The 12,695-nt window shown below is 62.2% G+C and carries 11 protein-coding genes; 7 read left to right on the forward strand and 4 right to left on the reverse strand.

Features of this window, described 5'->3' with window-relative positions:
• Positions 1–9 precede the first annotated feature (9 nt).
• Both ACN9MU_RS09110 and ACN9MU_RS09115 read right to left on the reverse strand, forming a co-directional pair.
• A complete protein-coding gene (locus ACN9MU_RS09110) occupies positions 10–2,766 on the reverse strand; it encodes a Tat pathway signal sequence domain protein (protein WP_426344452.1) in 2,757 nt (918 codons plus the stop codon).
• Position 2,767: 1 nt separating this feature from the next.
• Positions 2,768–3,970 carry a DUF4861 family protein gene (locus ACN9MU_RS09115; RefSeq protein ID WP_426169897.1) on the reverse strand — a complete coding sequence of 401 codons (1,203 nt, stop codon included), beginning with the start codon at positions 3,968–3,970 and terminating at the stop codon, positions 2,768–2,770.
• Between the two features lie 127 nt (positions 3,971–4,097).
• On the opposite strand from ACN9MU_RS09115, the gene ACN9MU_RS09120 reads away from it, so the two are divergent.
• The 7 genes from ACN9MU_RS09120 (at position 4,098) to ACN9MU_RS09150 (ending at position 11,237) form a co-directional block, all read left to right on the forward strand.
• Positions 4,098–6,239 carry a DUF3141 domain-containing protein gene (locus ACN9MU_RS09120; protein ID WP_426169899.1) on the forward strand — a complete coding sequence of 714 codons (2,142 nt, stop codon included), beginning with the start codon at positions 4,098–4,100 and terminating at the stop codon, positions 6,237–6,239.
• Between the two features lie 100 nt (positions 6,240–6,339).
• Positions 6,340–7,335, forward strand: coding sequence for a tRNA dihydrouridine(20/20a) synthase DusA (gene dusA / locus ACN9MU_RS09125; protein WP_426344453.1), 996 nt, complete (start codon positions 6,340–6,342; stop codon positions 7,333–7,335).
• Between the two features lie 335 nt (positions 7,336–7,670).
• Complete coding sequence (locus tag ACN9MU_RS09130) at positions 7,671–9,416, forward strand: methyl-accepting chemotaxis protein (RefSeq protein ID WP_426169902.1); 1,746 nt, start codon at positions 7,671–7,673, stop codon at positions 9,414–9,416.
• Positions 9,417–9,466: 50 nt separating this feature from the next.
• Complete coding sequence (locus ACN9MU_RS09135) at positions 9,467–9,799, forward strand: energy transducer TonB (protein WP_426169904.1); 333 nt, start codon at positions 9,467–9,469, stop codon at positions 9,797–9,799.
• Between the two features lie 36 nt (positions 9,800–9,835).
• On the forward strand, positions 9,836–10,168 hold the full coding sequence (locus ACN9MU_RS09140) for an energy transducer TonB (RefSeq protein ID WP_426172157.1): 333 nt from the start codon (positions 9,836–9,838) through the stop codon (positions 10,166–10,168).
• A gap of 79 nt (positions 10,169–10,247) precedes the next feature.
• Entirely contained in the window at positions 10,248–10,811 is a 564-nt protein-coding gene (locus ACN9MU_RS09145) for a hypothetical protein (protein ID WP_426169907.1), read from the forward strand.
• Positions 10,812–10,892: 81 nt separating this feature from the next.
• On the forward strand, positions 10,893–11,237 hold the full coding sequence (locus tag ACN9MU_RS09150) for a hypothetical protein (RefSeq protein WP_426169910.1): 345 nt from the start codon (positions 10,893–10,895) through the stop codon (positions 11,235–11,237).
• Between the two features lie 214 nt (positions 11,238–11,451).
• Here ACN9MU_RS09150 and ACN9MU_RS09155 read toward each other — a convergent pair whose 3' ends face one another.
• Entirely contained in the window at positions 11,452–11,892 is a 441-nt protein-coding gene (locus ACN9MU_RS09155) for a hypothetical protein (RefSeq protein ID WP_426169913.1), read from the reverse strand.
• A 78-nt stretch (positions 11,893–11,970) separates the two neighbouring features.
• Positions 11,971–12,675 carry an NIPSNAP family protein gene (locus tag ACN9MU_RS09160; protein WP_426321828.1) on the reverse strand — a complete coding sequence of 235 codons (705 nt, stop codon included), beginning with the start codon at positions 12,673–12,675 and terminating at the stop codon, positions 11,971–11,973.
• Between the last annotated feature and the right edge of the window lie 20 nt (positions 12,676–12,695).

A 12,695-nucleotide genomic window follows, 5' to 3' on the forward strand; every position in this document is an offset into this window, starting at 1 on the left:
GTTGGCTTGTTATGGTTTGGTTGGAAGCTGCGCGCCTGCCAGCGCCAGGTTCTGGATGGCCGCAAGGCCCCATTGCGCGGTGTCGTTGGTCGTCATCCATGGCACTTCGCTGACCGGCACCAGCACGTCGGGACCCCTGATCGTGGTGCCGCGCAGCGCTGGCGTGCGGCCGCTGAAGAACTCCTGCCACGCCCTGCGCGCGAGCTCCGCATCCTTGCGGCGCCAGGCCGCGTAGGCGGTCAGGCGCGAATGGCCGACCCGCAGGGCATTGGTGCCGCCATGCGGCCCGCGGAGTTCGCGCTGCTGCTCCGCAGGACTTGCGTTGTAGAGGGCGCAGTAGCGCAGCCACGCTTGCTCGAAGCGCGGCTGGTCGAGCATGGCAATCAGTTCGGCGAAGATTTCCGGCGCGCCGAAGGCGACGTTCAGGTGGCTGGCGGTGACTTTGCCGCCCTGGGTGTTGTGCAGGTGGCCGCTGCTGCGGTCGTAGCCCATGGCATTGGCGCTGAAAAAGCCTTGCGGCATGGCGGCGATGTCGCGCATCCCGGCCAGCAGCATGTCGCGCCAGCGCTTGTCGCCGGTGCGCTCCCATTCCACCAGCCAGGTGCCGGCCAGCGAGCTCCAGTCGGTGCCGAAACTGGCGCGCGCCGTGTACGGTCCTTGCAGCGCGCCTGCGCGTTTGCGCAGCGGGTCGACGGCGGCCAGGCTGGCGTCGGCATCCAGCAGTTCCCGCATGATGTCGCCGATGCGTTCGTCGGCTGTCAGGTAGTAATAGTAGCGGCGGTACAGGGCCTGGCTGATACGCAGCTGCTTGGCGCTGCAGCCCCAGTGCTGCACGTTGTGGCGCGAGCCTAGGCCGGCGAAGCGGCCCAGATGGTAGGTGTCCACTTCGCTGGTGTGGCGCGCCATGGCTTCGGCCAGGCGGAAGATATCGGCTCGGCCGGTGCGAAGGAATGAGTACCAGAGCCACAGGTCGGGCGACAGTTCGGAATTGTCCCAGGCGTAGCCGCCGACGTCGTAGCGCCAGGTGTGGCGGTCGGCGTCGTAGGTGTGCATGACGTCGCCGTAGTCCCAGAAGCCGTACCAGTGGCGCTGTTCGACCTCGTTGCGGTAGAAGTCGAAGCGCTTGTCCAGCTCATTTTCGAGCTCCGCGCGGGCGGGGGAGGAGCGGTCGGGCAGGTCCCACATCGGGCCAAACACGCCGGTCGCCAGGTAGCGGGCGGGCGAGACCACCAGTTGCGGAGGCGTTTGCGCGGCGGCGGCCATGCGCACCATCTGCTCGCGCTGCGGCGTCGCGGCCAGCGCCCACAGCGTGATCTCGCTGCTGCGTGCCACGCCGACCGGTGTGCCGAAGCCTTTTTCGTAATCCTCGTAATTGATCTCCAGGCCTTCCAGTTCCTGCTCGTGGGTTTCCATGCCCATGCCGTCGTGATAGAAGCGCAGGTCCATGGCCGGGGCGTCGGGAGACCACATCCACATCGTCACTTCGGCTTTTTCCGTGTGGGCGCTGCGGATGTCGAGCTGGGTGGGGTGACGCTGCCAGAAGTCGCGCAGGCCGAATACGACGCCGCCGCTGGCGCCGCCAACGTAGCCGCAACCGGCGGCGCGACGGCCCCACGCGGCGTTGATCCAGCCGTGGCCAGGCTTGGTGCGCTTGCGGATCTGGAAACCGTCTGCCGACAGTTGCGACAGCGTGTAGTCGCCCCAGGCAGGGATCAGTTGCAGGCGTTCGCTGACCTGCTTGTTCATTTGCCCTAGCGGCGGCACGGGCAGGCCGGCTACCTGGGCCTGGCGGAACGCTGCGCCGGGATCGCGCCGCAAGCCAGTCAGCCCGCGCACGCCTTCACCCCATAGGCCGCCGTCCTCGCCGCTGAAGCGCACGTGCCGGTCGTGCGGGGCGTCGCGCATGGGAACTTCAAAGCGAAGGCCGATCCCGCGCAGGAAGTCCTTGTTTTCGTCTCCGTCGAACACGAAGGTGTGCATGATGCGGATGGATTCGGCGCCAGCGTAGAAGTACAGGCGCACGGTGAAGGGCAGCCAGGCGCGGTTGGCGCTGCGGTGGCGGCCTTCGATCTTCGCGACGGTGCGCAGGGGGCCGCGCTGTTCGATAGTAGTGCGTTCGATGGCGCTGGAGAAATGCTGCTGCCGGGTGGCGCCGTTGCCGGCGTCGGGCTGGTCGTCGCAGAGCGCCACCAGGCGGCACGCCTGCGCGATGGACCTGCAGTCGCGCGTGATGCTGCGGATCAGTTGCTCGCCCCTGCGCGGCAGCACGCAGCGGATGATGCCGGTGTCGATCGTGAACGCGTCCTGCGCTTCCTGCACCACGATGGCGGCGGCAGGACGGGAAGCGGGCTTGCCGGGCCGGACGCTCAGGGAGCCGCCGACGAGGAGGGAGGGCTCGGCCGGCATCGCATGGGCGGTCCACTTCAGCGAGCCGTCGGGCCAATAGGCGAGCGGCCAGCTTTGCATGGGGTGTTCACCGGCAGCGCTGGCGAGGACGAAGGTTTGCTGTTGTTTCTGTTGGCCGCGCGGCCACGGAACGGTAAAGGTCGTGCCAAGCGACAGCGCTGGAGCGGCGCCTTCGAGCCAGCGCAGGGGGACGTCGGGTTCCGAGGCAGCGGCAAGTGCCGCGGCATTCGCGGCCGTGTCGGAACTGTGCGCCGCCCCGCCGGCCCCGCTGGCATCGCCCGCACCGGCAGGGCCGGCGATGCCGGCCAGCGAAGCGAGCGCGGAGGCCTGGATAAACTGTCGTCGTGTCAGCTGCGCCATATCATTGAGCGCCCTTGTACGAGACCTTCAACGGCGACTTGATGCGCGCGGTCTCGGCGGCGATATGGCGATCCCAGTCAGCCTTGCTGGCGAACGGGCTGCCGCGCGACCATGTCGCGCCGGCGTAATAGCGCAAAGGCTTGCCTGAAACGACAGGCGCGGTGACCAGTTCATTCAGGTCGTCCTGCGCGTAACCCTCGGCGGACGGCAGGATGACGGCCACGCCAAACGCACCATTACTTTTCTGCTCGACCCACTGGCTTAGCGAGCCTGCGGCGCGTCCCGTCGTCACGACGGCCTCCTGGCCCTTGTCGGCCGGATTCCGGTTCAGCCCCAGGGCCGCCGTCAGCGAGGGAACGCCGTTGAACGTGAAAGTGCTTTCAACCTGGTCGAAATAGTGTCCCGCGTCGACGGTGAAGCGTTTTGCTTCCGAGACCTTGACGCCGGCGGCATCCCAGCTGTCGTAGGAGAGTTCGAAGACTGCTCGCACCGGTCCGTTTGCCAGCACCTTCCATTTTGCATAATTGCGCGCGGTGGACAGTGTCATGCCATCCCAGATCCCGGTACCGCCGGCCCCGCGCGAGCGGCCGACGTTGTACATGTCCATGCCTTCGCCTTCGTCATGGTGATAATGGTCGTGCCCCTTGTTGTACCAGCGGTCGACGATCGGGTATTCCACGCGTTTGAACCAGATATCGAGACCGCTCGTGACCAGCACTTCCTTGCCGCTGCCCGGTTCTGCCGGCGCGCCCAGCGCTGGCCCGTAGGTGCGGTGCGCCACCTTGTCGTTCTCCCACGCGAAGTCGTCCAGGCGTTCCGGCACGTAGCGCGCAAACACCTTGGAAGGGAACGGGGGCGACACGGCGCCGCTTTTCTCGACGGTGAAGGTAGCGCTACGCTCACCAGCCGCGAAGTCGTGCTGGAAGATCAGCTCACCGTAGGCGATGCCTTTGCCCTCGGGATCTTTCGCTTCCGGCAGAACGTTGGTCACCTGGTAGGGCAAGGCCTTGCCCGACGCATCACGCACCGTGATCTTCTGCAGCAATGCCCCGGGCAGGGCGCGATTGACTTCTGCCCATGGCACAGCGATCGTCTCGGAGGGGCGCGCCTGCGCCAGTTCATGGCTGGCAGTGATGGTGAGGCGTTCGGCGGCATGCGCGCTGCCGGCAGCGGCGAGAATAAGGAACAGTGCTTTGGCGCGCATGGTAGGCTGTGTTAAGGTTGATGTGATCACAATAGTGTTCCGAGTATTGGATTTCGCGCAGGGAGTGTCAACGGAGCAGGGCATAGTAATCATGTAAATGATCAGATACACGCTGAGGGAGAATTGCATGGCCGACCAAACCAACCTTGCAGCGCAAGCAGTGGAGTACTGGACCGACGCCTGGCAGCGTTCGATCCTCTTCATGGACGTGCTGTATCGCCGCGGGACCGAGCGCAATGCGCGCGAACGCGAGACCGCGCCGCATGTGCTCAATTTCGAATTCGAGACCGTTATCGATGGCCGTACGCTTCCGCGGCCGGTGAATTATTCGCTGATGCGGATCATCCCGCCTGAGGGCGTGGAGATCGACGAGAGCAAGCGACCCTTCATCGTCGTTGATCCGCGCGCCGGGCATGGCCCGGGCATCGGCGGCATGAAGCAGGACAGCGAGATCGGCGTCGTCCTGAAGGCGGGCAATCCCTGCTACTTCATCGGCTTCCTGCCGGCGCCGGTGCCGGGGCAGACCATCGAGGACGTCTGCCATGCCGAAGCCCAGTTCATCGAACAGGTGGCCTACCTGCACCCGCAGGCCGAAGGCAAGCCGGCCCTGATCGGCAACTGCCAGGCCGGCTGGCAGATCATGATGACTGCGGCGTTGCATCCCGAGCTGGCTGGGCCTCTGGTGCTGGCTGGCGCGCCCTTGTCTTACTGGGCCGGCGTGCGCGGCAAGAATCCCTTGCGCTACCTGGGCGGCCTGACCGGCGGCACCTGGATGACGTCCCTGGCGGGCGACCTTGGCAACGGCAAGTTCGATGGCGCCCACCTGGTCAGCAACTTCGAAAACATGAACCCTTCCAATACCTACTGGAAGAAGGGCTACCACGTGTATGCCAATGTGGACACCGAGGAAAAGCGCTTCCTCGAGTTCGAGCGCTGGTGGGGCAACCCGGTGCTGCTGAACGCGGAGGAAATCCAGTTCATCACCGACAACCTGTTCGTCGGCAACCGACTGAGCAACGGCACCATCCACGACACGGCCGGGCGCCGCATCGACCTGCGCAATATCCGCTCACCGATTGTAGTGTTCTGCTCCTGGGGCGACGACATCACGCCGCCGCAGCAGGCGCTGGGCTGGCTGCTTGACCTGTATGAAGACGATGCGGCGCTGGTGGCTGGCGGGCAGACCGTGGTGTACACATTGCACGAATCGATCGGGCACCTTGGCATCTTCGTGTCGGCTTCCGTCGCCAACAAGGAGCACGATGAATTCGCGCGCTCGATGGACTTGATCGACGTGCTGCCGCCGGGGCTTTACGAAGCGGTCTTTATCGACAAGGCCGGTGACGGCGTGCACAGCCCCGAGCTGGCAGCGGGTAATTACGTTGTACGCTTTGAAAGGCGCGACTTGAACGAATTGCGCGCGCTGGGCGGCAACGACGATGAAGATGAACGCCGCTTTGCCGCGGTGGCGCGGCTGTCAGAAATCAACCAGGGGCTGTATCGCACTTTCGTCAGCCCGTTCGTGCAGGCCGCAACCAATGAGCAGTCGGCAGAGTGGATGCGGCGCATGCATCCCTACCGCATGCGCTACGAGCTGTTCTCAGATATGAATCCTTTCCTGGGCGGGATCAGCGCCCTGGCCGAGCAAGTGCGCGGGCAGCGCAAGCCCGTTGCGCAGGATAACTTCTTCCTGAGGATGCAGGAGGCGGCTTCCGAGCAGATCGTGGCGGCGTTGGATCAGTACCAGGTGATGCGCGACCAGTCGGTGGAGCAGTTCTTCCTGTCCACGTATGGCCAGCCGCTGCTGCAGACGCTACTGGGCTTGCGCGCCGATTCGGCCAATATTCGCCGCCGCATCGGGCGCGATATTGCGCGCGAGTCGGTGGTGGCCGCGCGGCGCACCGAAGCGGCCAAGCGCCTGGCCAGTGGCGGCGAAAGGGAAGCGGTGGTGCGGTCGATCCTGTATATCGCCCGTAGTCCCGAAGTGCGCGTGGCCGACGAGCGGGCCTTTGGCGTGCTGCGTGAACTGCGCACACTGCTGCCGGCGAAGGAGCGCGTATCGCTGGCCCGCTTCAAGGAAGTGGTGCAGGAACAGAACATGATCCTGCAACTGGATGAAGAGCGCGCCATGTCGGCGGTGCCAAAGCTGCTGGCCGACGTCGACCGCAAGCGCGCGCTGGAAGGCATCCGCCAGATCATGACCGCCTCCGGCGCCCTGTCAGGCGAAGCGGCCCGCCGCATGTCCCGCGTCGAAGAACTCTTCGCTTGAAAGTCGGGGTCAGGTCTGGCAATCCGCCAAAATGGCGGATTGCCAGACCTGACCCCGACTTTCGCTATAATATGCGGCCCTTCTTGTTGACCTTTGCATTATGACCACCCCGATCGCCCCCAAGCCTTCCCGCCGCCTGTCCGTGGCGCCGATGATGGATTGGACCGACCGCCATTGCCGCCATTTCCATCGCCTGATCTCGCAGTACACCTGGCTGTACACGGAGATGGTGACGACCGGGGCATTGGTATACGGCGATGTGGAGCGCCACCTGCGCTTCAATGAGGAGGAGCATCCGGTGGCGCTGCAGCTTGGCGGCTCCGATCCGAAGGATCTTGCCATTTCCGCCAAACTGGGCGAGAAGTGGGGTTACGATGAAATCAACCTGAATTGCGGCTGCCCGTCGCCGCGGGTGCAGAAGGGCGCTTTCGGCGCTTGCCTGATGACCGAGCCGCAGCTGGTGCGCGATTGCGTCAAGGCGATGAAGGATGCGGTCGATATCGAGGTCACCGTCAAGCACCGCATTGGCATCGACCATGAGGAAAGCTACGGCTTCGTGCGCGATTTCGTCGGTACCGTGGCGGAAGCCGGCTGCACGACCTTCGTGGTGCATGCGCGTAACGCTATCCTGAAGGGCTTGTCGCCCAAGGAAAACCGCGAGATTCCGCCGCTGAAGTACGAATACGCTTACCAGCTCAAAAAAGACTTCCCCCAGTTCGAGATCCTGATCAACGGCGGCATCAAGACCCTCGAAGAAATCGATACCCACCTGCAGCACGTGGATGGCGTGATGCTGGGCCGCGAGGCTTACCATAACCCTTATCTGATGGCTGCCTTCGACCAGCGCTACTACGGGGCGAGCGAGCCTCCGCGCAGCCGCCAGCAGGTGCTCGAGGCGATGATGCCGTATATCGAGGAGCAGCTTGCGAAAGAGGGCGGCAAGGGCTTGAAGATCAACACCATCACCCGTCATATGCTGGGCCTGGCCCAGGGTTTGCAGGGCGCGCGCCAGTATCGCCAGACCTTGTCCGATGCCAGCAAACTCGCGGCAGGCGATCCGGCAATCCTGCTCGACGCTTTCAGTCGAACCAAGTAAACGCGAGTTGTCCTGCGTATTCACTTCCGATTTGCGCTGCTGCTGAGCTGTTTCTCCGAAGGAAGTTCAATTGCCAACAGGGTAAGCAAAATTTGCTTGCCCTGTGGAAACCTCACGTCTATAATTTCCTTGATACACACTTGCAATTTGCGGTTCCTACCGCGTTTTTGGGATGAAATACGACAGGTTTCATCCCGCGGCGATAGCGGTCTTTGCATTCGCAGTCATAGTTTGCTACTGTCGATACTTGCGTAGCAGCAAGGGTCAGTGGATGTGGTTAATGTTTCACTAAAGCATCCTTCAGGCAATCGAAAATCTTCTAATTAAGAGCCGAAATGAATTTGAGCAAAATGAAAGTAGGGGCCCGCCTCGCCCTCGGATTTTTCCTGGTACTGGCGTTTCTCGTCATTATCACCATCGTCGGCATCTGGCGCATGGCTCAGATTCAGGACCGCCTGGATCATGTGGTGAGTGTGAATGCTGTGGCTACCCGGCTGGTGGTCGACATGCGTAACAACGTTGAAAACGTCAGCGACCTGAAGATCCTGACGCTGATGTCCGAACCTTCCGACATGGAGCCGGAACTGGCCCGCATCAACAAAGAGCTGAAGGATTACCAGGACGCCGATGCCAAGCTGAGCGCCCTCTACGCCAAGGATGCCACGCCAGAAGAAAAAGCACTGCTGACGCAAGTGAAGGCGCAGGAAGCGCTGGTGCTGCCTGCCGTGAAGAAGGCATCCGAACTGTGGCTGGCCAATGATGCCCTGGCCGCAACCAAGATCTACCTGAAGGAAATCAAGCCGGCGCAGAAGAAGTGGACCGAAGCATTGGTCCAACTGGCTTCGCTGGAAGACAAGATCAACGAAGAAATGAAAGTGGAAGCCGCTGAAGGCTTCTCGTCGGCACGCCTGTTCATGATCGTGGCAGGCCTGGCCGCCACGGTAGTGTCGATCTTCGCAGCCTGGGTCATCACCCGCGGCCTGCTGAAGCAACTGGGCGGCGAGCCTGACTACACGGCGTCGATCGCTGGCGCCATCGCCAATGGCGACCTGTCGGTGCAGATCGACACCTCGTCCACCGACAAGGATTCGCTGCTGGTCGAAATCAAGGAAATGCGCGACAGCCTGGTGGATATCGTTGGCCAGGTGCGCCAGGGTACCGAAACCATCGGCACCGCTTCGCGCGAAATCGCTGCCGGCAATATCGACCTGTCGTCGCGTACCGAAATGCAGGCTTCGTCGCTGGAGAAGACTGCTTCCGCGATGGAAGAACTGACCTCCACCGTGAAGCAGAATGCCGACAACGCCCGCGAAGCCAACCAGCTGGCAGCATCGGCTTCCGACGTGGCGCTGAAAGGCGGCCAGGTGGTATCGCAAGTGGTCGAGACCATGAGCTCGATCAATGCTTCCGCCAACAAGATCGTCGACATCATCGGCGTGATCGACGGTATCGCCTTCCAGACCAATATCCTGGCGCTGAACGCCGCTGTCGAAGCAGCGCGTGCCGGTGAACAGGGCCGCGGCTTCGCCGTGGTGGCATCGGAAGTGCGCAACCTGGCCCAGCGTTCCGCTGGCGCCGCGAAAGAAATCAAGTCCCTGATCGGCGACTCGGTCGAGAAAGTGGAACGTGGTTCGAAACTGGTCGGCCAGGCTGGCGTGACCATGGATGAAGTGGTTGCTTCCGTGCGCCGCGTCACCGACATCATGAGCGAAATCGCCAGCGCTTCGCAGGAACAGAGCGCCGGCATCGAGCAGGTGAACCAGTCCATCATCGAGATGGATGCCATGACCCAGCAGAACGCTGCGCTGGTGGAAGAAGCTGCTGCCGCTGCGCAGTCGCTGCAAGACCAGGCTGGCGAGCTGTCGCGCGTGGTGTCGATCTTCAAGCTGGACGCTGAAACCGAATTTGCGCTGACCGCCGCCAAGCCGGCCGTCACCCAGACCGCTGTTGCCGTGGTGCCGAAGGCTCCGGCGAAACGCGCGGCTCCCGCCAAGCCGGGCGAGCGGCATGCCGCGAGCGCGCCAGCACCGAAGAAAGTGGTGGCCGCCACCGCCGGCAGCGACGAATGGGAAGAATTCTAATAATCGGGGACACACCCGCAGTCTTTTATAAATTTTGATTGGGATTTGAAATGAACAAGCGTCTGATTGGTTTTATCGCAGCATCCATCGTTTCCGTTTCCGCATTCGCGGGCGAAACCCCAGCAGTATTCGATGCCAAGAACTGCAAGGCTGAATACCCGAAAGCTTCCTTGATGAACGAGGAACAGGGCCAGGTCACCATGTCCTTCCTGATCTCGGCTTCGGGCGAGGTGATGGATTCCAAAGTGGATAAATCCAGCGGCTTCAAGAACCTGGACAAGGCGGCAGTCAAGGCCATTACCGCTTGCAAATTCAAACCAGGCACCAAGGACGGCGCCGTAGCCCAGACCTGGACCAAGGTCGACTACGTCTGGTCCCTGTAAATCATTTCTTTTCTCATTCGGTAGGGGAACATCATGATGACCAAGTTGAGTGTTATCACTGCAGCGCTCGCAATGGGCGCATCGGCCTTCGCGGCCGAAGTACCAGCATCGTTCGATGCCAAGAATTGCAAGGCTGAGTATCCAAAAGCGTCCCTGATGAATGAAGAGCAGGGCACCGTGAGCATGTCCTTCCTGGTTGCCGCCAACGGCGACGTCAAGGATTCCAAGCTGGACAAGTCATCCGGCTTCAAGAACCTGGACAAGGCTGCAATGAAGGCGCTGAGCGCCTGCAAGTTCAAGCCGGGCACCAAGGACGGTGCGCCGGCCGAGACCTGGACCAAGGTGGACTACGCCTGGAAGCTCGACTGACCGGTGTTCCTGTACAAGAAAACGGCCCCTCGTGGGCCGTTTTTTGTTAATCTGCGGGTATTACGTCTGGATAGCCCGTATGAAAGTTCTGTTTCTCGTTCCACTAGCCGGCATTTTGCTATCCGGTTGCGCCATGTGGCGCGACCCGAATGACCCGGTGCGCAACAAGCAGTATGTTGTTGTCGTCAATTCCATGACCTGGCCGAATGCGGCGAGCGGCAAGCTGGACGGTACTCGCACCGCCTGGCAGCTCCAGGAATTGAGTAATAACGAGGAAATCTTCCCCTTGGCCCAGCTCAAACATTGCCCGGATGCCCTGCCTTGCGCCTGGGGCGTGCTGCTTGCCTCGCGCAACGTCACGCGCTACGCCTTCGAGCGCGGCGGCATTACGCTCGACTTGGGGCTGAACGTCGACGTGCACCGCCGCCAGCAAGACCGCCGCCGCAACTTCCATACATCGATCGCGGTGCCGGCCGACGTGCCGGCCCTGAGCTACCAGCACGTGTTGCAGGAGACGGTATCCCTGCCGTATGGCAAGGTGTACCGGGTCGACATGGATTATGGGATCACTTACCGGCTATGTGCCCAGCGCGTCGATGCGGCGGGCAAGGCGGTCGACAATTGCGACATCCCGTATATTTGAGTTGCCCGCGGTAAGCATTTGTAAAACCTGCGACATGCGCGCGATTTTTCCCTATAGTTGAATCCTGGGAAGGAGAATGCCATGAAAACCTTGATGATCTTGCCGGTGCTGGCCCTGGGCCTGGCCGGTTGCGCCACCCAACAGCCGGTGCGCTATGCCTCCAGCAATCCATATGAATGGCGGACGGTTTCGGTGACGCCGGTGCCGAACGGTACCGCTGCGCGTTCCGGTTCGCAGGTGACCTATTCGAGCGAGCCGGTGTATGTTGAACAGCAGCCTGTGTATGTTGCGCCGCAGCCAGTCTATGTGGCGCCTGCGCCTTACTATGCGCCAGCGCCGGTGTATGCTTACCCGCCGGTGACAATTGGCTTTGACTTCCTGTTCACCAACCGCCATCGCCACGGCTATCGTGGCCGTCGCTGGTAATCAGTGGAAGAAGAGGGGGATGTGCGTCAGCACGTCCGCCGAGCACAGCAGCCAGGTTGCAGAGGCCACCAGGCTAAGCAGCACAGCGCTGCTGGCAAATGGATGGTGGGACATGGGATGCTCCTGCCTAAGATTATGATCTCATCTTAATCAAGTGCAAACAAAAAAGGCATCGGAGAGCTGCCGATGCCTTTGTAGGACTATTGCTCGTCCGCTATTTTTTACCCCATAACACGACAGGCGCCTCCGGCGCGGTATCCAGGGCGTTGGACAGGTTCAGCCAGTCGTTCAGGCGGTCCGGCTCCTTCAGCGTAATGCCGGCGCCGTCGATATAGCCAACCTGCTCCAGGAACCGGGCATCCATCTTGGCTTTGGAAACGGTCGGCGCCACGGCGACCATGCGATCGTATGCCTTGCGCGCCTTGTTTTCCCATTTGTGCAGGGAGGATTCGTCAAAGCGGTTGGCTTCGAAGTAGATGGTGAGCGAACCGTCCGGGTTGCCAAAGCCGACAATGCCGGCCCCCTTGCGGATGGTGGTGGAATTGGCGAGGTCGAACAGGTCGGTCGGGACGAACACGCCGGCGCGCCCGCCAATGGCAGGCAGGCCAACCGGGGTGTCCTTGCTGTAAGTGGATAGTTCTTTCAACTCAGACATGACTTCTTCCATATTTGCAACGTTCTCTGAGTCGATATTCTATCCCCAAAACAAATGCTGTAGCACAACGAATGTTGCCTAAATTTTCGTGTGGTAACGCAGGCGCGAACGATGCGTCGGTCGCAGCAGGATGCGTTCGGGCGGTTCGCGCAGCAGGTCGCGGGCCGGGTCAGGGAGTGCTTCCAGCGCTGGCGGCTGGCAGCCCGGTGCGGCGCTGCCCAGCCAGACCAGGTGCGGGCCATCGCCGCGCACCGGCAATTGCGGGAAGTTGTTCGGCATGTCGAGCGTGACAAGGGTGCCGGCGTCGCGCCAGCCGGCATCGCGCCAGGCCGCGAAGGCCGGCGCTGCCAGTGCGGCAAAGCGCTCCAGCTGGCCGGGCTTCACCGAACAGAGGACCGCTACCGCTTCGCCCTGTGCGCCTTCAGACTCCAGCACCGGATCGACGGCGGGCATGACGGGCACGCCGCTGCCGGGTTGCAAAGGGCGGAGCAGCAGCACGTTGTCGCTGTCGGTCATCAGCCCGTTCAGCGTGGCTTTGTGCTCCTTCCACACCGGGCCGTAGTAAAACGCGGCGTTGACCACGGCGCGCTGCTCCCAACTGGTGAAGCCGCGCATCCAGAGGAAGCTGTTCGGGTTGCCGCGCTCGGTGAACTGGCCGAGCGCCAGCGCGCCCAGCTGCTGGAAGGCTTCCGGGAACAGGGTTTCGAAATAGCGTGAGAACGCTGCCTGCCCGCCTTCTACAGTCGTGTAGCGGCGGAATTCAATGACGGGGTAGGTATCCATGCCGCCAGCTTAGGCGGCAA

The sequence above is a fragment of the Pseudoduganella sp. R-32 genome (genome assembly GCF_049913245.1).
In the GTDB taxonomy this organism is placed as follows: Bacteria; Pseudomonadota; Gammaproteobacteria; order Burkholderiales; family Burkholderiaceae_D; genus Rugamonas.